This window comes from Micromonospora sp. NPDC003197, assembly GCF_053590565.1.
The window spans coordinates 1-20124 of record NZ_JBSFTE010000037.1 but is presented as its reverse complement, the minus strand read 5'-3'; the positions used below and the strand labels follow the sequence as shown (position 1 = coordinate 20124).

General features: G+C 69.1%; 18 protein-coding genes. 14 read left to right on the top strand and 4 right to left on the bottom strand.

What is annotated here, in order from left to right; translation table 11 throughout:
- Positions 1–39 precede the first annotated feature (39 nt).
- Entirely contained in the window at positions 40–573 is a 534-nt protein-coding gene (locus ACWDV4_RS28275) for an ATPase (protein ID WP_449984838.1), read from the top strand.
- A 66-nt stretch (positions 574–639) separates the two neighbouring features.
- On the opposite strand, the gene ACWDV4_RS28270 is transcribed toward ACWDV4_RS28275, so the two are convergent.
- Complete coding sequence (locus tag ACWDV4_RS28270) at positions 640–1470, bottom strand: hypothetical protein (protein ID WP_449984836.1); 831 nt, start codon at positions 1468–1470, stop codon at positions 640–642.
- A 332-nt stretch (positions 1471–1802) separates the two neighbouring features.
- Between ACWDV4_RS28270 and ACWDV4_RS28265 the strand changes: the two genes are divergently transcribed.
- Together ACWDV4_RS28265 and ACWDV4_RS28260 are read left to right on the top strand one after the other, a co-directional pair.
- Positions 1803–2960, top strand: a complete 1158-nt coding sequence (locus ACWDV4_RS28265; protein WP_449984833.1) for a CapA family protein — start codon at positions 1803–1805, stop codon at positions 2958–2960.
- Positions 2961–3023: 63 nt separating this feature from the next.
- On the top strand, positions 3024–3980 hold the full coding sequence (locus tag ACWDV4_RS28260) for an endonuclease/exonuclease/phosphatase family protein (protein WP_449984830.1): 957 nt from the start codon (positions 3024–3026) through the stop codon (positions 3978–3980).
- Positions 3981–4030: 50 nt separating this feature from the next.
- Here the strand turns inward: ACWDV4_RS28260 and ACWDV4_RS28255 are convergent, their stop codons facing one another.
- The gene (locus ACWDV4_RS28255) at positions 4031–4468 is read right to left on the bottom strand and encodes an OsmC family protein (RefSeq protein WP_449984827.1); all 438 of its coding nucleotides are present in this window, start codon (positions 4466–4468) and stop codon (positions 4031–4033) included.
- 176 nt (positions 4469–4644) lie between these two features.
- Here ACWDV4_RS28255 and ACWDV4_RS28250 point away from each other — a divergent pair, with 176 nt between their 5' ends.
- Positions 4645–6219 (top strand): FAD-dependent oxidoreductase, encoded by a 1575-nt coding sequence (locus tag ACWDV4_RS28250; RefSeq protein ID WP_449984942.1) that lies wholly within the window; start codon positions 4645–4647, stop codon positions 6217–6219.
- A 172-nt stretch (positions 6220–6391) separates the two neighbouring features.
- Positions 6392–6586: a CsbD family protein gene (locus tag ACWDV4_RS28245; RefSeq protein WP_449984825.1), complete on the top strand. Its 195-nt coding sequence runs from the start codon at positions 6392–6394 to the stop codon at positions 6584–6586.
- Between the two features lie 71 nt (positions 6587–6657).
- Here ACWDV4_RS28245 and ACWDV4_RS28240 read toward each other — a convergent pair whose 3' ends face one another.
- Positions 6658–8079: a KamA family radical SAM protein gene (locus tag ACWDV4_RS28240; RefSeq protein WP_449984822.1), complete on the bottom strand. Its 1422-nt coding sequence runs from the start codon at positions 8077–8079 to the stop codon at positions 6658–6660.
- A gap of 155 nt (positions 8080–8234) precedes the next feature.
- Here ACWDV4_RS28240 and kdd point away from each other — a divergent pair, with 155 nt between their 5' ends.
- The 6 genes from kdd to ACWDV4_RS28210 are packed head-to-tail and all read left to right on the top strand — an operon-like array spanning position 8235 to position 14960.
- On the top strand, positions 8235–9266 hold the full coding sequence (gene kdd / locus ACWDV4_RS28235) for an L-erythro-3,5-diaminohexanoate dehydrogenase (protein WP_449984820.1): 1032 nt from the start codon (positions 8235–8237) through the stop codon (positions 9264–9266).
- A gap of 5 nt (positions 9267–9271) precedes the next feature.
- Positions 9272–10840: an amidohydrolase gene (locus ACWDV4_RS28230; RefSeq protein WP_449984817.1), complete on the top strand. Its 1569-nt coding sequence runs from the start codon at positions 9272–9274 to the stop codon at positions 10838–10840.
- Positions 10837–12429 (top strand): lysine 5,6-aminomutase subunit alpha, encoded by a 1593-nt coding sequence (gene kamD, locus ACWDV4_RS28225; RefSeq protein ID WP_449984814.1) that lies wholly within the window; start codon positions 10837–10839, stop codon positions 12427–12429. The genes ACWDV4_RS28230 and kamD overlap by 4 nt, the downstream gene beginning before the upstream one ends.
- A complete protein-coding gene (gene kamE / locus ACWDV4_RS28220; protein WP_449984811.1) occupies positions 12426–13178 on the top strand; it encodes a lysine 5,6-aminomutase subunit beta in 753 nt (250 codons plus the stop codon). Before kamD ends, kamE begins: the two co-directional genes overlap by 4 nt.
- Entirely contained in the window at positions 13175–13603 is a 429-nt protein-coding gene (gene kal, locus ACWDV4_RS28215; protein ID WP_449984809.1) for a 3-aminobutyryl-CoA ammonia lyase, read from the top strand. Before kamE ends, kal begins: the two co-directional genes overlap by 4 nt.
- Position 13604: 1 nt before the next feature.
- The gene (locus tag ACWDV4_RS28210) at positions 13605–14960 is read left to right on the top strand and encodes a glutamate mutase L (RefSeq protein WP_449984807.1); all 1356 of its coding nucleotides are present in this window, start codon (positions 13605–13607) and stop codon (positions 14958–14960) included.
- Between the two features lie 461 nt (positions 14961–15421).
- Here ACWDV4_RS28210 and ACWDV4_RS28205 read toward each other — a convergent pair whose 3' ends face one another.
- Positions 15422–16660 (bottom strand): MFS transporter, encoded by a 1239-nt coding sequence (locus ACWDV4_RS28205; RefSeq protein WP_449984940.1) that lies wholly within the window; start codon positions 16658–16660, stop codon positions 15422–15424.
- A gap of 367 nt (positions 16661–17027) precedes the next feature.
- On the opposite strand from ACWDV4_RS28205, the gene lnt reads away from it, so the two are divergent.
- From lnt to ACWDV4_RS28190, 3 genes are all read left to right on the top strand, one after another.
- Positions 17028–18644: an apolipoprotein N-acyltransferase gene (gene lnt / locus ACWDV4_RS28200; protein WP_449984937.1), complete on the top strand. Its 1617-nt coding sequence runs from the start codon at positions 17028–17030 to the stop codon at positions 18642–18644.
- Positions 18613–19422, top strand: a complete 810-nt coding sequence (locus ACWDV4_RS28195; protein WP_449984804.1) for a polyprenol monophosphomannose synthase — start codon at positions 18613–18615, stop codon at positions 19420–19422. Before lnt ends, ACWDV4_RS28195 begins: the two co-directional genes overlap by 32 nt.
- Positions 19423–19483: 61 nt before the next feature.
- Positions 19484–20017, top strand: a complete 534-nt coding sequence (locus ACWDV4_RS28190) for an FxsA family protein (protein ID WP_449984802.1) — start codon at positions 19484–19486, stop codon at positions 20015–20017.
- Positions 20018–20124: the final 107 nt, after the last annotated feature.

The window sequence follows — 20124 nt, the reverse complement described above, 5'->3', positions numbered from 1 at the left end:
TCAGTGGAAGGTAGGACCAGGCTGCCTGGGGGGCGAAGTATGGAGTTCTCCGTCGTTGAGATTGGTTATGACCAGGACCAGGTTGACTCCTGTCTGGAGGACCTGTGCCGGCAGTTGGGCCGGATGGCGGCGCAGGCGGAGGCCGCCGCCGAGGCCACCGAGGAGTTGGATCTGGTACGGGAGGAGGTCGAGCGGCTACGCGGTCTCCTGAGCGGGAAGCCGGGTGCTTATCGCACACCCGCCGCGTCCCGGTTCCAGGAGATGTTGGCGGTCGCGCAGGAGGAGGCGGCGCAGATCCGGGCGCAGGCCCGCGACGAACTCACCTCCGCCCGGGAGGAGGCGCGGGTTCTGCGAGACCAGGTCTACGCCGAGGCGTTGCAGGCCCGGCGGGACTTCGAGGCTGCTCTGCAGGCCCGTCGCCGGCGCGAGGCGCGGGTGGACGAGATCCTGCGTGAGGTGGACCTGGTCGCCGTATCGGTTGAGCAGGGGGCGGGTGGGGCCACAGCATCGGCCGTACCGGCGACCCGGGCGGCGGCCACCGGCCCTGCCGAGCGGGCCACCCCGGCCGGCTGAAGGGGTCATCCCGTCATCGACCATCGAGCGGAACCGGTGGTGGTCCGGACGCCGGGCCGCCACCGGTCAGGCCAGTAGGGCGGCGACGATGGTCGTGGCTCGGTTCTCGTGTTGGGCGTACGCGTCGGGAAAAGCGGAGACCTGTACGGCCTGGGCGGCGGCGCTCACGCTGAGCTGCTGCCAACCAGGCACCTGAACCAGCGCCTCGAAGAACTTCTGCGCGGCGTATGCGGGCCGCATCAGGTCCTTTACCGCGCCCCATCCGCTGCTGGTGCGTTGCTGGAACAGGCCGACCGAGTCGTGGTCCGAACCGCTGCCCTGATGCGGATAGTTCTTCGACTCCGGTAGCACGTCGCTGGCCAGGTTGTAGAGATTGCTCTCCTGCATCGCGGTGGCGATGGCGACCACCAGTCCCTTGCGGGGGATTTTGAGTTTTCCACCGACCTGGACGATGGTCTGCGCGTTGTCCATCTGGGCCTGGGTGAGACCGGCGACCGGCTTGGGCTTCGCTGGCTTGGGCGGTACGGTCCGGGTCGGCTTGGGGCGAGGCGTCGGTGAGCTGGTCGGCACCGGCGCGCGTTCGGTGGCCCGGGAGGCGGGCGGCACCTCGGCCGCCATCGCGCGTTCGGTGAGTTCGGCGAGCACGGTCGGCGGCGGTTCGTCTGACTTGATGGGTGCCTGCGACCCGGTGAACGCGACGAGCCCGAGGCAGCCGGTCACACCGACGGCGAGCGCCAGCCGTACCGGGGGAGGGGCCAGCCGCGATCGCAGCTTGCGCTGCGCTGGGCCGGCCGCCCGATGACGCCCACTTGGCCGATCAGCTGATGCAACTTCGGCTGTACGGGTAGCTGATTCGTTCGCGATTGCTTCCTGAACCGCACTGTCCTTGGCACGCACCCGCCGAGGCTAGGCGTTCGTGGTGCGAGGGTGGCCGTACCCGAAGGTGGCATTAGCCACAGTTTCGTCTACTTGGCCGGGCATCGAAGGTGAAGATATGACTCGCCGGGATACAAGCGACAAAAGGCAAATGTGCGAAATGCGGCCATCGCCTGGCCTGAACCACGTCAGTGGCAGTGACCCTGGTCGAAGAATTTGGACCTCCCTCCGGATCCCCTGTTCGGTCGAGGTGAGTCAGCTGTTCAAGCGAGGGCTGATCGGCTCCTCAGAGGAGACGACGTTGCCCTGGTGGGGCGCTTAACCGGGCCTCGCACCGAGCTAAGGAATGCGCGATGAGGAAGACACCGGGGATATCCCTGCTTGCGGTGTTGCTCGCGACCGGCTGCACCGCACCGCCGAGTCGAACGACCGTACAGCGTTCGGATCCGCCGGCCACCGTCCAACCGGTGATGCCGAGGTCCGAGCTCACCATCGTGGCCGCCGGTGACCTGCTGGTGCACCCGCCACTGACCGACCAGGCTGCCGCCGACGCGCGGGCCGCCGGCCGGGACGGGCACGACTTCACCCAGGTTCTGGCCTCGGTACGGCCCCTGGTCAGCCAAGCCGATCTGGCGATCTGCCACATGGAGACACCATTGGCCGAACCGTCCGGTCCGTTCACCGGATATCCGATCTTCAGTGTCCCGCCGTCGTTGGCTGACGCCGCCGCGTGGGCCGGCTTCGACACCTGCTCGACCGCCTCGAACCACTCCCTGGACACCGGACAGGAAGGCATCACGCGGACACTGGAGAACCTGGACCGGGTGGGACTGCGGCACACGGGCACCGCCCGGGACCAGACCGAGGCGGCTCGGCCGAACATCATCGACGTGGCCGGAGTCAAGATCGCCCAATTGTCGTACACGTTCAGCTTCAACGGCATTCCCCGCCCGAAAGGCAAGGAGTGGTCGGCGAACCTGATCGACCGGGAAGCCATCCTCGACGAGGCCCGGCGGGCCCGGCAGCAGGGGGCGGAGATCGTCGTCCTGTCCATGCAGTGGGGCACCGAATACCAGAACGAGCCGGACGAGGGACAACTTGGCTTGGCCCGGGAACTGCTGGACTCACCCGACATCGACCTCATCGTCGGGCATCACGTACACGTGGTTCAGCCATTCGAAAAGATCGGCGGCAAGTGGGTGGCGTACGGCATCGGCAACCTGACGACGAGGTTCCCGGACGGCTCGCCGGAGAACACCCAGGACGCGGTGGTCCCACAGTTCACCTTTACCCGTACCGCCTCCGGCAGATGGGAGGTGACCCGGGTGGAGGTACTCGCCACCTGGATGGAGTACGAGCCCGCAGCACGGGTCGTCGACCTGCAGGCGGCCGTGGCGGACGACCGGATTCCGGCCGAGCGCCGGGCCGACTATGCCCGGATCCAGGAGCGGATCACTCGATACGTCGACCAACGCGGGGCACTGGGCGACGGCCTACGGATGCGGAACTGACCGCCGTACCCGATCCGCCCGACCGTCGATGTGATCTTTCCCCACCTCGATACGATGTCGACGGTGACTGGCAGCAAGATCGACTCATCCGGAAACAAGCCGACGGGCGGCCCGCTGATCCTTCGTCGCGGCGTCCTGACCGTCTCGGCGGCTGTTCTGCTGACCCTGCTCATCGTCGGGCACCGGTTCGTCCCCAACGTGTACGGATTAGGCAGCCTGGTGGATAGCGCGGCCCCCGTACTCGGTGTCGGCATTCCGCTGCTCGCCCTGGCCGCGGTGCTGCGTCGGTCCCGGCTCGCGCTCGCGGTGGTGGTGCTGCCGGCCGTGATCTGGGCCGTGGTCTTCGGGACCGCCTGGCTACCGGCGGAGGGGAGCGGGCCGGTGCAGTTGCGAGTGGCCAGCCAGAACCTGCTCGCCGGCAATCCGGATCCGGTGGCCACCGTGACCGCCCTGGTCGACACGAAGGCGGATCTGGTGGGCCTACAGGAGGTCTCCGACGACGTTCACGCGTCGGTGGCGGCGGTGCTGCGGGACCACTACCCGCATCAGGTGTCCATGTCCACGGTCGAGCTCTGGAGCCGCTTCCCGATCCGCGAGTCCGTGGGGGTCGACACCGGACTCGACTGGACCCGGGCCCTGCGCGCCGTGATCGCCACACCCACCGGAGACGTTGTCGTGTACGTGGTCCACCTCGGTTCGGCCCGAGCCGGGGACACCAGCACCCGGGACCGTACCGTGCTTGCGCTCGCTGACGCCGTACGCCGGGATCCCGCCGAGCGGTTGATCGTGCTCGGGGACCTCAATACGGCCAGCACCGACCGGGTGATCACGCCGCTGACCGACCTGCTCGATGACGCACATGCCGACGTCGGCCGCGGGCTGGGCTTCACCTGGCCCTCCGCGCTGCCGGTCACCCGACCCGACCATGTGCTCTACCGGGGACTTACCGCGACGTCAGCGAGTGTGGTGCGGACCCCCGCAAGCGACCACCGGGCGGTGGTCGCCGGTTTCCGGAGCTGAGCGGTAGCCGCCAGGCCAGGCACCTCGCCTGCTGACGGCCAGGTCCGGAATCACGGCAGAGACGCGCGTCCACGCGGTTCCGCCGGGACCACCGTCAACGTGTGCCGCCCGTCTCCGTCGCTGGAGAACGGCCACAACCGGTCGGCGTACTCGGCCAGGTCGATCAACTGGTCGCGGGTCAGCCCCACGGAAGCGATGCTGGCCCGTACGTCGGCCCGGTAGCGGCCGTCCGGATCACGGGCGAGGCGCGCGTTGGCGGAGACCCGTACGGTGTGTGCCTCATCGGTGATGTCCGTTGCCGCCTCGACCGCAGCATGGTGCAGGCAGGAAGCGAAGGCCGCCGCCAGCAACTGTTCGGGGGCGAGCCCATTGCAGTGCGGTGCGAGCGGCGACGCCAGGGTGGTGGACAGTTCCCCGTCGTCGGTGTGCAGATGACCACCTTCGGCGGTGGCCGTGGCCTCGTGCACCCAGGAAATTGATTCCGGCATGGTGTTCCCCCCGTCACTCCCTGGCGGCCTACCCGACCGACCCGCCGTAAAACACCTCTGCCGCAGGCGTGTCGGCCGCAACTTTTGCCAATTCGGCAAAGTTGTTTGCCGGATCGTCGCGTCGTTGCGCACTGTGGCAACAGGCAACCAACGGAGGGAAGAATCAGGTGGACGAGATGTACGACGTGGTGGTGATCGGGGGCGGCGCCGCAGGACTCAGCGGTGCGCTGGCACTCGTTCGGGCACGGCGGTCGGTGTTGGTGGTCGACGCCGGGCAGCCGCGTAACGCGCCGGCCGGGCACGTGCACAACTACCTGGCGCGGGAGGGCACACCGCCAGCCGACCTGCTGGCAACCGGCCGTGCCGAGGTGACCCAGTACGGCGGCGACATCGAGGCGGGACGGGTGGTGACCGTGTCGAGGGAGGCCGAGGGCTTCCGCGTGACATTGGATGACGGCCGAGACGTCCGGGCCCGGCGACTGCTGGTAACCACCGGACTGGTCGATGAACTCCCCGAGCTGCCAGGGGTGCCCGAGCGGTGGGGCCGTGACGTGCTGCACTGCCCGTACTGCCACGGGTGGGAGGCCCGGGACCGGCGGATCGGCATTCTGGCCACCGGGCCGATGGCCGAGCATCAGGCGCAGCTGTGGCGTCAGTGGAGCCCGCACGTCATGTTCCTGGTGAACGCCGACCTGGCGCCCGGCGGTGAGGAGGCCGAGCGGCTGGCCGCGCGCGGAATCACCATCGTGCCCGGCCGCGTGTCAGGGCTCGAGGTGGTCGACGACGCGTTGACCGGCGTACGACTGGAGACCGGCGAGGTCGTCCCGCTCGATGTGATGGTCGTCGCCCCGCGGTTTACGGCCCGCTCCAGCGTCCTGGAGTCACTCGGGATCACGCCGGTCGAGGTGGAGATGCACGGGCACGTCCTGGGCAGCCAGGTTTCCGCCGACGCCTCCGGAGCCACCACGGTGCCGGGTGTGTGGGTCGCGGGCAACGTGGCAGACGTACGGGCGCAGGTGGTCATGGCCGCCGCCGCTGGCCTGACCGCAGGGGCGGCGATAAACGCCGACCTCGTCGCCGAGGAGACCCGCGATGCCGTGGCGACCTATCGGCAGCAGTTGCACACGCTGTTTGACGAAGCCGGCTGGGAGGAGCGGTACCGTACCCGGCCGGCGTTGTGGAGCGGACGCCCGAATCCGCAGTTGGTCGTTGAGGCGGCCGAGTTGACTCCCGGTCGGGCGCTCGATGTTGGTTGTGGTGAGGGGGCCGATGCCCGCTGGCTCGCTGAGCGTGGCTGGCAGGTGACCGCGGTCGACATCGCCACCACCGCGCTTGACCGCGCGGCCGCCCATGCCGCCGCAGTAGGGGGGCAGGTGGGGGACCGGATCGAGTGGGTGCACGCGGATCTGCGTGACCAGCCGCCGGCGGAGGACGCGTACGACCTGGTGTCGGCGCAGTTCATGCAGTTGCCCGGGGAGGTCCGACAGAAGATGTTCGCGCGGCTGGCCGCTGCGGTGGCCCGGGGCGGCACTCTGTTGATCGTTGGACACCATCCATCCGATCTGCGGGCCAGCGCACACCGGATGCACTTTCCGGACATGATGTTCACCGCCGAGGAGGTGGCGGCTGCCCTGGACCCGGCGGGTTGGGACGTGCTGATCGCCGAGACCCGTCCGCGAACGACGCTGGGCCAGGAGGGGCAGCAGACAGTTGTCCATGATGCGGTCATGGTCGCCCGCCGTCGGTCATGACCGAGAGACGTCGCACCACCACTTTAACCTAGCGTCCTAGGACGCACTAGGGGATGTGCCCCACCTCCCAGCTCGACAGCACAGGTTTTCACCGACCCCAGGCCGGGCATCTCCACCTGCAGCGATGAACGCAACCCGACCCGGGATGCGCCTACCGGAGGGAGTGGCAACGATGAGCTTGACCGACAAGGCCAAGAACAAGGCCGAGGAGCTGAAGGGCGCAGCGAAGCAGAAGGCCGGCGAGGCCAGGGGCGACCAGGATCAGCAGGCCGAGGGGGCCTCGGAGCGCACCGGTGCGAAGGCCAAGCAGGCTGGTGAGCACGCGAAGGACGCTGGGCGAAACGTCAAGGAGATGTTCAACGGCTGACAAAGCCGGCGTTGACATGGTGAAGGGGTGACCGGATATCCGGTCACCCCTTCACCATGGATGGATCACTCTCAGGCCAGAACGTCGGATCCCTGCCGCGCCCACCACGCCTGACCCGAGTCGGGCAGGGTGTCGATCGGGTCGTAGTAGGCGTAACGCTTGTCGAGCGCCTCCAGGTCGGCGGACTCGATGGAGGTGCGGTAGTTCTTGGTCCAGTACGAGATGCCGCGCTCACGGTCGTACTCGGTGAGCATGTGCACCCAGCGCTTGCCGACGAACGGCACATCGCAGACGATCCGGGGAGTGGCGTAGCCGGGCAGGTAGCCCATGATGTCGTGCTGGAGTTGCTGGGCGTGCCAGACCGGGACCCGCCAGTGCTCGGCGTTGGGGATCATGTCGCACATGTAGAAGTAGTACGGCAGGATGCCCGCTTCGCCCTGGAGTGCAAAGCAAAGGTCGAGCAGGTCGGACGAGCTGGCGTTGACGCCACGCATCAGCACGCCCTGGTTGCGGACGTCGCGTACGCCGACCTCGAGAGCGGTCTGCGCGGCTCGGGCGACCAACGGGGTGATGGACTGGGCGTGGTTGACGTGGGTGTGGATGGCGAGGTTGACACCGCGACGGGCGGCGGTCCGGGCGACCCGCTCCAGGCCCTCGACCACGTCGGCTTGGAGCCAGTGCTGTGGCAGGCCCATCAGCGCCTTGGTGGCGAGTCGGATGTCCCGGATCGTCTCGATCTCCAGTAGCCGCATCAGGTACGACTCGAGGTTCCGCCATGGCACGTTGGCGACGTCGCCACCGGAGACGACCACGTCCCGTACGCCGGGGTGGGCCTTGAGGTAGCTGATGTGGGCGTCGTACCGGTCGACCGGCTTGAGGGTCAACTTGAGCTTGTCCACTGCCGGGGTGGAGTTACCGACCAGGTCCATCCGGGTGCAGTGCCCGCAGTACTGCGGGCAGGTGGAGAGCAGCTCGGCGAGCACCTTGGTGGGGTAGCGGTGGGTGAGACCTTCGGCGACCCACATGTCGTGCTCGTGGAGCGAGTCACGGCTGGCGTACGGGTGCGATGGCCAGTCGGTGCGCCGGTCGGAGGCGACCGGGATCATGTAGCGGCGTACCGGGTCGGCGAGGAACGCCTCGGTGCTCATCGGTTCGAACGGCACCATGGTGTTGAGCATCTGCGGCGGGACCAGCATCGACATGGTGGCCAGGTCGGCCTGGTCGGCGGCGAGGTCGGCGTAGAAGGACTCGTCGACGAGATCGCCGAGTACGGCGCGCAGTTGCTTGATGTTCTTGACGCAGTTGACCCGTTGCCATTGGGCGGATTCCCACTGTTCCCGCGTGACGTGCCGCCAGCCGGGGAAGCGCGTCCAGTCGGGTTCGACGAGGGGCCGTCGGCGGTATTCGTAGGGCTGTCCGGCGGCGCTCTGGGGCGGGTCGGTGGCGGCGTGGCGGGGTTGAGGGATGGTCTCAACCGGGTGTGTCTGTGTCACGAGCCCTCCTCTTGTCCCGCGTGATGCTCTTGGCCGCACGAAGGCTACTGGAAAATATCCTGCTGAGAAACTATTCTGCCGGAAGTTTTCCCGTCGAGCGACCGGCCGTCGAGTGACCGGCTGGATGTTGGCCGACGGGTGGGAGGAGGGCCGCCGTGACGTCTCCAGTGGGTTTGCATCGAGTGGTCGAGCCGGCGGGGGTGCTGCCGCAGGCGGCGCTACGGCTGGACGCGAGTCGCGAGATCGGCGCTGACGAGGTGCGGATCCGGGTGGAGCGGCTCAATCTCGACGCGGCGAGTTTCCGTCAGCTCTCCGAGAAGCACGGCGGTGATGGTGCGGCGGTGCGGGCCGAGGTGCTGGAGATCATTTCCAGCCGGGGCAAGATGCAGAATCCGGTCACCGGGTCGGGGGGCATGCTGATCGGCGTCGTGGACGAGGTCGGCCCGGAGTCACCGTTGTCGGTCAAGCCCGGCGACCGGGTGGCCACCCTGGTGTCGCTCACGTTGACCCCGCTGACTATCACTGACGGGCTCGCCTCCTGGGACGGGCGCGGCGAGCAGGTGCCCTGTTCCGGGCACGCGATTCTGTTCGCCCGGTCGATCGCCGCGGTGCTGCCCGACGATCTGGACCCGATGCTGTCGTTGGCGGTGCTGGACGTGTGTGGTGCGCCGGCGCTGACCGCCCGGGTGGTGGCCGGCTACGACCGGCCCACGGTGGCGGTGATCGGCGGCGCGGGTAAGAGCGGCTCGCTGTCGTTGGCGGCGGCGACGCGGGCGGGTGCCGGTCGTACGGTGGGTGTGGTGCCGGTGTCGGCGGAGCGGGACCGGTTGGTGGCCGCTGGCCTGGCCACGGATGTGGTGCTGGCCGACGCTCGGGATCCGGTGGCGTTGTCGGCGGCGGTCTCCGGTGCGTTGGGCGGTCCGGCGGATGTCACGGTGGTGTGCGTGGATGTGCCGGGCTGCGAGCATGGGGCGATCCTGGCTACGGCCGACGGTGGCACGGTGATCTTCTTTTCGATGGCGACGAGTTTCGCGGCGGCGGCGTTGGGCGCGGAGGGTCTGGCGGCGGACGTGACGATGCTGGTGGGTAATGGCTATGTGCCGGGGCACGCCGAGTTGGCGTTGTCGTTGGTGCGGGAGGTCGCCGGGGTGCGGAATCTGTTTTCGGCGCGGCTCACGGCAGACTGAGTGGCATGACGAACCCCTCGACTCTTTACCGTGGTGGACGGCTCTACTGTCCGGCGGATCCGCAGGCGACGGCGTTGTTGGTGCGTGACGGGCGGATTGCCTGGGTGGGCATGGATGCCGACGCGCCGGCCGCCGATCGGGTGGTGGAGTTGGATGATGCGTTGGTGACGCCTGCGTTCGTGGACGCGCACATGCATGCCACCGGTAGTGGTTTGACGCTGACGGGGCTGGACCTGACGGGGGTCGGGTCGGGGGCGGAGATTCTGGATGCGGTGGCGGTGTTCGCCGCAAATTTGCCGGTTGACGCGATGGTGTTCGGCAACGGCTGGGATGAGTCGCGGTGGGCGCGGCCGGGGTTGCCGACGGCTCGGGAGTTGGATCGGGCGGCGCAGGGGCGGCGGGTGTATCTGTCGCGGGTCTGTGGGCATTCGGCGTTGTGTTCGACGGCGATGATGGCTGCTGACGCGCGGGCGGCGGGGTTGGCCGGGTATGACGAGTCGGGTTGGTTGCGGCTGGACGCGCACCATCGGGTGGCGGAGATCGCTTTCGGGTCGTTCTCGTCGGTGCAGCTGACGGCGGTGCAGCGGGCGGCGTTACGTCGTGCGGCGTCGGTGGGGATCGCGGCGGTGCACGAGTGTGCTGGGCCGGGGACGTCGGATGAGAACGACCTGACTAGTGTGCTGGCGCTGTCCGGGGCGGGTCTGCCGGAGGTATACGGCTATTGGGGCGAGTTGATGGCCTCGGCGAAGGCTCGTGACCTGGGTGCGGTCGGTGCGGGTGGGGATCTGTACGCGGATGGGGCGTTGGGGTCGCGTACGGCGTTTCTGTCGGAGTCGTACCTGGACGAGCCGGGTTGTGGGCACGGGTATGTCACCGCCGAGCAGGTGCGTGATCATCTGTTGGATTGTGCCGAGCATGGGATGCAGGGCGGGTTTCATGCGATCGGGGATGCGGCGATCGGCACGGTGGTGGCGGGGTTTGGGTTGGCGGCGCGGACGTTGGGGGTGGAGCGGCTGCGGGCGGCTCGGCATCGGGTGGAGCATGCCGAGTTGATGAGCAAGGCGACGATCGCCGGGTTCGTGGAGTACGGGATCGTGGCGAGTGTGCAGCCGGCGTTTGACCGGTTGTGGGGTGGCGAGCAGCAGATGTACGCGTCGCGGTTGGGGGGGGCGCGTTCGTTGGAGTCGAACCCGGTGGGGGCGATGCATGGGGTCGGGGTGTCGTTGGCGTTGGGTTCGGATTCGCCGGTGACGCCGTTGGATCCGTGGGGTTCGGTGCGGGCGGCGATGTCGCATTTCAATCCGGCGCAGCGGTTGAGTGCGCGGGCGGCGTTCGCGGCGCATACCCGGGGTGGTTGGCGGGCGGTGCACCACGACGACGAGGGGGTGTTGGTGCCGGGGGCGCCGGCGACGTTTGCGGTGTGGTCGACGCCGGCGGGGGTGGATCGGGGGTTGCCGGTGCTGGTGTCGGAGGTGGCGGAGTTGCGGGGGCCGCAGGATCCGACGCCGTTGCCGGTGTGTCGGCGTACGGTGCTGCGCGGTGAGGTGATCTATGAGGAGGGGACGACGCCGTGAGCGGGAAGCTGGCTTTGGATCCGGTGTTGGTGGGCCGGGCGCGGGAGTTGGCGCGGCGGGCCGGTCAGCCGGTGGTGGATTTGGCGCGTAGTCATACCACTGTGTCGGTGGAGCGGGCGGTGTTGCGGCTGGCCGGGGTGACGGGTGCGGATCCGGATGGGATTCCGTGGGTGAACCGGTTGGTGGATGCGGTGGTCGCCGACGTGGGGTTGGGGCACGGGGTGTCGTTGCCGGTGTTCGATGCCCTGGCTCGGGAGGGTGTGGATGATCTGACGTTGCTGGCGCAGAAGGCGGCGGCGGGGTCGGTGCGGTTTGAGGTGCCGGCGGGGAAAGCGGCTACGGCGGCGCGGAAGGCGGCTCGCCGGTCGGTGGGGGCCGGGATCCGGCTCATCGACCGGCGGCGGGTGGAGCGGGAGCGGCTGGTCAGGCGTTGGGGTGATCCGAAGCAGCGGCCGTGGATCTATCTGATTGTGGCGACCGGGGATATTTACGAGGACATTCCGCAGGCGCAGGCGGCGGCGCGGGCCGGGGCGGATGTGATCGCGGTGATCCGTTCGACGGGGCAGTCGTTGTTGGACTATGTGCCGGAGGGGGCGACCCGGGAGGGGTTCGCGGGGACGTACGCGACGCAGGAGAATTTCCGGTTGATGCGGGCGGCGTTGGATGCCTCGTCGAAGGAGTTGGGCCGTTATGTGCGGTTGACGAACTACGCGTCTGGGTTGTGTATGCCGGAGATGGCGGCGTTGGCTGGCCTGGAGCGGTTGGACATGATGCTCAACGATTCGATGTACGGGATTCTGTTCCGGGACATCAACCCGATTCGGACGTTTGTGGATCAGCGGTTTTCTCGTCAGGTGCACGCCCGGGCGGGGATCATCATCAACACCGGTGAGGACAACTATCTGACCACTGCGGATGCGGTGGATGAGGCGCACACGGTGACGGTGTCGCAGTTGCTCAACGAGTTCTTCGCCCATGAGGCGGGGTTGGCGGACTGGCAGTTGGGGTTGGGGCACGCGTTTGAGATCAATCCGGATGTGCCGGAGTCGTTGCGGTTGGAGTTGGCGCACGCGTTGTTGGCGCGGGAGTTGTTCCCGGATGCGCCGTTGAAGTGGATGCCGCCGACGAAGCACATGACCGGTGATGTGTTCCGGGGCAACCTGCTGGATGGGTTCTTCAACCTGGTGGGCACGCTGACCGGGCAGGGGATTCTGCTGGTGGGGATGATGACCGAGGCGGTGGTGACGCCGTGGTTGTCTGATCGGGACATTGCTCTGCAGAACGTGCGGTACGTGTTGGGGGCGGCTGGCGGGTTGCGTGAGGATTTCGTGCCGGCGTCGGGTGGGTTCATCCAGCAGCGGGCGAATCGGGTGTTGTCGGATGCGGTGGGGTTGTTGGAGCGGATCGGTGACGACACGTTGTTGACGGCGATCGCCGAGGGCACGTTCGGGATCATGAAGCGGCCGGCGGATCGGGGCAAGGGCCTGGATGGGGTGGCCGCGCAGGCCGACGGCTACTACAACCCGGCTACGGAGATCCTGGAGGCTCCGTCGGCCGGCTCGTCGGTGGCCGAGGGGGAGGGGCGATGAGCGGGCCGATTGTGCGGCCGTACGGGGACACCACCGGTGACGGCATGGTGCAGATGTCGTTCACTTTGCCGGTGCCGCACGACAAGCGGGCCGAGGGTGCGGCGTTGCAGTTGGCCGGGAAGATGGGCATGGACCCGGCGATGCTGGTGCATGCCAAGCAGATGGGCGATGGCTTCACCTTTTTCGTCGTCTATGGGCGGGTGAATCATCTGGTGGACCTGTCGGCGGTGCAGGTGGTGGAGCGGGACTTTCCGTTGTTGTCCGCCAAGGAGGTCAACGCGCTGGTCAAGCAGCGGTTGCGGCGCAAATTGTCGGTGGTGGGTGGCTGCATCGGCACCGATGCGCACACGGTTGGCATCGACGCGATCCTCAACGTCAAGGGCATCGCCGGGGAGAAGGGCCTGGAGTACTACCGCGAGCTGAAGGTGACGAACCTGGGTGCGCAGGTGAGTGTGCCGGATCTGGTGGAGGCGGCCCGGGCGGAACGCGCCGACGCGGTGCTGGTGTCGCAGGTGGTTACCCAGCGGGATGCGCATCTGCACAACACCCGGGAGATGTCGGCGGCGTTCCGGGAGGCGATGCCGGCCGGGAAACGACCGTTGTTGATCGTTGGTGGGCCGCGGTTCGACGAGAAGATGACCGGGGAGTTGGGGGTGGACCGCATCTTCGGTCGGGGCACCACCCCGAGTGAGGTGGCCAGTTATCTGGTCCACGCGTTGATCACACAGAAGGTGAAGGCGGCGGCATGACTGATCCACGTCTCGGGCTGACGGTGACCCATCGGCGCTATGTGCCGTACTCGCACGCCCACTACGCCGGTGACCTGGTGGATGGGGCGTACGCCCTGGGGTTGTTTGGTGATGTGGCCACGGAGGTGTGTATCCGTACCGACGGGGACGAGGGGTTGTTCGCGTCCTATTCGGAGGTGCAGTTCCGTAATCCGATGCGGGCCGGGGACGTGTTGGAGGTGGTGGCGACGGTGGCCCGGGTGGGTAACCGTAGTCGCACCATCGACTTCGAGTGCCGGGTGGTGTGCCGGGGCCGGCCCGACCGGGGGGCGTCGGCGGCGGAGGTGTTGGCCGAGCCGGTGGTGGCGGTGTCGGCGACCGGCACGGTGGTGGTGCCGGTCGCTGCCCCGGCGGCGGCGCCGGGGGCGGTCCCTGGGGGCCTGTGACGTGTACGCGGTCTGTGCCGACGTGGGTTCCACCTGTACGAAGGTCGCGGTGGTGGACCTCGGAGACGGGCGGTTGGTGGCGACCGCGACCCAGCCCACGACGGTCGGCACGGATGTGCTGCACGGGTTGGACGCGGCGGTGGCGCAGGCCACCGTGGGGCTTCCGGACGGCTCGTCGATGCCGTGGTACGTCTGTTCGTCGGCTGGCGGTGGGTTGCGGCTGGCGGTGGTGGGCTACGAGGAGTTGGTGACCGCGCAGGCGGGGCACCGGGTGGGTCTGTCGGCGGGGGCACGGGTGGTGCACGTCGCGGCGGGCCCGTTGGACGGGGCGGGGGTGGCCGCGTTGCGGGCCGCCCGCCCGGACGTGGTGCTTCTGGTGGGCGGTACCGATGGCGGGGATGCGGAGGTGTTGACCCACAACGCGTCCCGGTTGGCTCGGGCCCGGTGGCGGATTCCGGTGGTGTTGGCCGGGAACGGGGACGTGCGGGGGCCGCTGACGGGTCTGCTCGCCGAGCGGGGGGTGCCGGTGACGGCGGCTGACAATGTGCTGCCCCGGATCGGGGTGCTGCGGCCGGGTCCGGCGCGGGAGGCGATCCGGGGGGTGTTCCTGCGGCATGTGATCGGCGGTAAGCGGTTGTCGCGGGGGCGTCGGTTCGCGGGCCTGGTACGGGCGGCCACCCCGGATGCGGTGCTGACCGGGGTGGAGTTGCTGGCCGACCACACCGGCGGGGATCTGTTGGTGGTGGATGTGGGTGGGGCGACCACGGACGTGTATTCGGCGTTGACTCCGGACGAGTCGGCGGGCGGGCCGGGGTTGGCGGCGGCGGGCACCCTGTGGCGGGCCCGCACCGTCGAGGGTGATCTGGGTATGCGGTGGAGCGCGCCGGGTGTCGTCGAGGCGGCTACGGCGGAACGGCTGTTGACCGAGGCGGAGCGGGCGGTGTTGGTGCAGCCGGCGGCGGCGCGGGCAGCCGACCCGGGTTATCTGGCGGTTGGCGGGGCCGAACGGGCGGTCGACGAGCGGATCGCGGCGTTGGCGGCGACGGTGGCGGTGCGTCGGCATGTGCGGGGTGGTTCGGTGGGGGAGCGGGCGGCCCGGGACCTGCGGGATGTGCGGTTGTTGATTGGTTCCGGTGGTGTGCTTCGCCACGCCGAGCCGGCCCGGTCGGCGGCGGTGTTGGGCGCGGTGCTGGGCGACCATGCTGGTGGTTGGGCGTTGCCCCGGGCGGCCGGTACGGCGGTGGACGTGGACTACGTGTTGGCGGCGGGTGGGTTGCTGGCCGCCGAGCATCCGGGGGCGGCGGTGGCGTTGCTGCGGCGGCATTTGGTGGATGTGGCGGGGTCGGGCGGCCGGTGATCGGGGAAGCCCGGGTAGTGGTCGAGGCGCGTCGGGTGCGACACGCCGAGCCGATCTGGGCGACTGGCCGGGGGCGGTTGACAGTTACCGGGGTCGACCACGTACCGTCTTTGAGTCCTACTACGGGAAGCGGCTGTTGTTCGCTTCGTCTCTTCGTCCGCTGGCCGAGCGACATGGTTCTTGTGTCGCGGCGGCCAGGTCCAGCGGGCGGGGGTCGGCGGGGCGGCGCGAACCGGCCGCGGTTACCGGTGTACGGGCAGGGGAATGTACGCGGCCAGTAGACAACGGCCTTACGGGGGCAGCCAGCCCGCGTCTGGTCGGTCCGAAGGTCGTGCTGGATACCTTTGCCGCACCGGCCGGGGAGGGCCTGGGAGCATCGGGGCGTGGCCAGTGGCCGCGCCCCGATTTTGCTGTCCGCTGTCGTTCCCGTTCCGACCTTTGCTGCTGGCTGGTGGGCTGGGCTAGTGCGTCCCCGCCCCGGTCGGCTGTGGGGTGCTGTCACGGTGCCGGTTGCGGTCCACGCGGCCGTGTACCAGGTGGTAGAGGGCGGCGGCGAGGAGTACGACACCGGCGAGGAGCAGGTACATCTGGGCGTAGTCGGTGTGGCTGAGTAGCAGGCCGAGCAGGATCGGGCCGATACCCACACCAAGGTCGATCATGAAGAAGTGGGTGGAGATGGCCACGCCGATGCGGGGCATGGGGACGCGGGCGACCGCAATCGACTGGAGTGCGGACATGAGGGTGCCGTAGCCGAGTCCCATCAGGCCGCCGGCGAGGAGCAGGACGGTGTTGGAGTGGGCGTTGGCGAGTACGGCGAGGCCGGCGGCGAAGGCGCCGATGGCGATGTAGACGACGAGGTTGTCGCCTCGACGGTCCTGTAGTGGGCCGGCGACGAACCGGGCCAGGAACACGACGGCGGCGTAGACGAGGAAGAAGACGCTGGCGGCGGATTCGAGGCCGCGTTCGTTGGCGTAGGAGTTGAGAAAGGTCAGCACCCCGGAGTAGCTGATGGCCATGACGAACATGAAGCTGGCTACGGGGACGACGTCGGCGTGCAGCATGTCCCTGGGGTGGAAGCGGCGTAGCCGGGCGCGCTGTTCGGCGGGCAGCGGCACGTGTGGGGTGCGCAGGAACAGTGCGGTGATCATTGCGAGCGCGGAGGCGATGCAGCCGGCGATGAACAGCGCCTGGAAGCCGGGGCCGTGGACCAGTAGTAGTGCGACGAATGGTCCGAGCGCGGTGGCGAGGGTGATGCTGAGGGTGAAGTAGCCGGTGCCTTCGGCGCGGCGGGATGCGGGGATGAGGGATTGGGCCAGGGCCATGGCGGCGGTGCTGGCGGCGGCGAACGCCACGCCGTGGATGGCCCGTACGACCAGCAGGACGCCGAGTGAGTCGAGCGCGTCGGCTGGTAGGTAGCTCAGGGAGGCGATGAGGAACACCACGAGGGAGATGGTGAGGGTGCGGCGGCGGCCGACCAGGTCGACGAGGTTTCCGGCGAACAGGCGGGCTACGGTGGCGCCGATGACGAAGACGCTGGAGGTGAGGCCGCCGAGGGTGTCCGAGGCGTTGAAGCGTGCGATGGCGTATCCGGCCATCGTGGTCATGAGCATGTAGAACACGAACGCCAGGAAGAGGTTCGTTATCGAGGCGAGGACCAGGTCCCGGGTCCACAACCGCTCTTTGCTCTTGACTTGTGTCATTGCCACGCAGGCCTTTCCAGGTGTGGTGTCACGTTCTTTTCGGCTCTTGGGTCGAGCCGCCCACGGGATGCTGCCACGAGGGCGCCCGTTTTGCCGGCTATGATCCCGCTCACTTTCGACAGGCCCGGATGGTCGTTTACGGCTGAATGTCGCGTCTGTAGTTCTTTCCCGGTTGGCCGCCCGGCCCGTGCCACGACGGGCGGTGGGCGGTGCCGGCGTCCCGGCGGGCCGGGCCGGTAGCCTTCGGCGGGAGATTTCTCGTCGCCGGTGCCGCCGGTGGCGGTTGGCGGCCCGCTGCTGGGACGCGACGTGATGGGGTGGGGTGAAGACGCCGGTGGAGGTCGTCGACGGCCGGGCGGTTCGTCCAATGCCGCTGGGGTGGGCGGTGCTGGCCGCGGCGGCGGCCGGTGGGGCGCTGCTGGTGGCGTTTCCGCCGTACGGGCTGTGGTGGTTGGCGCCGGTCGGGGTGGCGCTGCTGGCGGCTGCGGTGCACCGGCGGCGGTTACGCGCCGGGGCGGGACTGGGGCTGCTCGCCGGGCTGGTGTTCTTCGCGCCCTTGTTGAGCTGGACGAACCTGCACACCGGTTCTCTGCCGTGGGTGTTGCTGTCGGTGTTGCAGGCGGCGTATCTGGCGCTGCTGGGGGCGGCCGGGGCGTGGACCAGTGCCCTGGTGGACCGGTTCCGCTGGTCGTGGCCGATGGTGACGGGGCTGCTGTGGGTGGCGCAGGAGGCGCTGCGGGACCGTACGCCGTTTGGGGGGTTCCCGTGGGGTCGGTTGGCGTTCAGCCAGGGGGATTCGCCGCTGCTGCGGGTCGCGGCGTTGGGTGGCGCGCCGTTGGTGACGTTCGGGGTGGCGCTGGCCGGGGGGTGCCTGGTGGCCGCGGTGTGGCGGTCCTGGCGGCGCCCCGACGGCGGCTGGCGGCTGACCGGGTGGCGGCCGGCGGTGGGCCTGGTGGCGGCGGCGGGGCTGTTGATGCTGGTCGGGCTGCTGGTGCCGGCGGGTGGCACCCCGACCGGGCAGGCGCTGACCGTGGCGATCGTGCAGGGCAACGTGCCGCGCATGGGGCTGGACTTCAACGCCCAGCGGCGCGCGGTGCTGGACAACCATGTCAACGCGACGGTGGCCCTGGCTGCCAGTGGCCAGCAGCCGAAACCGGACCTGGTGGTATGGCCGGAGAACTCCAGTGACATTGATCCGCTGCGGTATCCGGATGCGGCCGCCCGGATCTCCGAGGCGGCCTCGGCGATCGGGGTGCCGGTCCTGGTGGGGGCGGTGCTGACCGGTCCGGGTGCGGGGCAGGTGCGCAACGTGGGGCTGCTGTGGCAGCCGGGCAGCGGCCCGGACCTGGACCAGCTGTACGTCAAACGGCATCCGGTGCCGTTCGCCGAGTATGTCCCGATGCGCGACATCGCCCGGATGGTCAGCAAGGAGGTCGACCGGGTTCGGGCGGACTTCGTACCGGGCAGCACCCCGGGGGTGGTCCGGGCCGCCGGGGCGGTGCTGGGGGATGTGATCTGTTTCGAGGTGGCCTACGACGAGGTGGTGCGGGACACGGTCACCGGTGGGGCACAGCTGCTGGTGGTGCAGACCAACAACGCCACGTTCGACGAGGCTGAGGCGCTGCAGCAGATGGCGATGGTGCGGCTGCGGGCGGTGGAGCACGGCCGCCCGGCGTTGATGGCCTCCACAGTCGGAGTGTCCGGGTTCGTTGACCCTGCCGGGCGGGTATCCGACGCCACCGGCTTCAACACCGGTGAGGTGGTGGTACGACAGTTGCGGCCGCAGGACGGTCGTACGGTGGCCACCCGCGTCGGGTTGTGGCCGGAGGTGGCCCTGGTGGCCGCGGCCGTGCTGATCCTGGCCTTGGCGGTGCGCGAACGCCGCCGCCCGGGGGCGGCCCGGCGGGACGTGACGACGGGGGACGTCGGTGACCCGGCGGGGGCGGAGGAACATGGTGAGCGAGGCGCTGAAGTCCGACCGTAGGGCCGGCTATCCCGGCGTGGGTCGGGTCCTGGTGGTGATTCCCACCTACAACGAGGCCGACAACGTCAAGGTGATCACCGATCGGGTCCGCCGGGCGGCACCCGATGTGGAGATCCTCATCGCCGACGACAACAGCCCGGATGGCACCGGGGCGCTGGCCGATCGGCTGGCCGCCGACGACGAGCGCGTCCACGTGCTGCACCGCAGCGGCAAGCAGGGCCTGGGGGCGGCGTATGTGGCCGGGTTCGGCTGGGCCCGGGACCGGGGCTACGACGCGGTGGTGGAGATGGACGCCGACGGTTCGCACGCCCCGGAGGAGTTGCCGAAGCTGCTGGACGCGGCCCGTACGGCGGATGTGGTGATCGGGTCGCGGTGGATGCCCGGCGGGGAGGTCGTCAACTGGCCGTGGCACCGGTTGGTGCTCTCCCGGGGGGCGAACCTGTACGCCCGGTTGGCGTTGGGGATGCCGGTTTCCGACGTTACCGGCGGCTACCGGGTCTACCGGCTTCCCGTGCTTGAGAAGATCGACTTCGGGTCGGTGTCGTCGCAGGGCTTCTCGTTCCAGGTCGAGCTGTCCCGCCGCGCCCACCAGGCCGGATTCCGCATCGTCGAGGTGCCGATCACGTTCTCCGAGCGGGAACACGGGGCGAGCAAGATGAGCCCGACGATCATCGGTGAGGCTTTGTGGCGGGTCACTGTCTGGGGTGTGCGGGATCGGCGGGCGGCGTTGCGACGAGGGTTACGCGGTAGGCCCACCGGGCAGGTTCGCTGGCCGTGATGGTGGGCGTGTCATGCTGGATGGGCGGATCCCCATGGCCGCAGATCCGGATTGAGGTGACATGCGCCGAGGACTGAGGTTGGTGCCGCTGGCACTGCTGCTCACAGCGATCGCCGAGTTTGTCGTGTTCGTGGCGGTTGGTCAGTGGATCGGGTTCGGTTGGACGATCCTGCTGGTCCTGGCCGCGTCGGCGCTGGGCCTGCTGCTGTTGCGGCGGGAGGGCATGCGGGCGTGGCGCGGGTTCCGGTCCGCCGTCGATTCGGGACAACCACCGGGGATTCAGGTGACCGACGGTCTGGTGGGATTGGCCGGTGGGCTGCTGCTGGCCGTACCGGGACTGGTCACCGGGACGGTCGGGCTGCTGCTGGTGGTGCCGCCGGTACGGCGGCTGGTCCGCCGACAGGTGCAGTCCGCCGCCGAGCGGCGGGTGTCGGCGATGGTGGCCGGTGACCTGTTTGGTCCCCGTCGGGTACGGGTGTATCGCGGGCAGCCACAGCCGAACGGTACGTCCCCGTCGCCCGGTCCTACCGCCGCACAGGATGTCCCGCCCGGGGTGGCGATCGAAGGGGAAATCGTGGAGCCCCGCCAGCCCTGACCACAGTCGGTCGGCCGCCATTGGGTGGGCGGCCAGGCGAGCCGCAGACAAAGCCGCCGTCGTTACCGGGAATTCCCGGTAACAGGCGTATCGCCGCCGTCGTTACC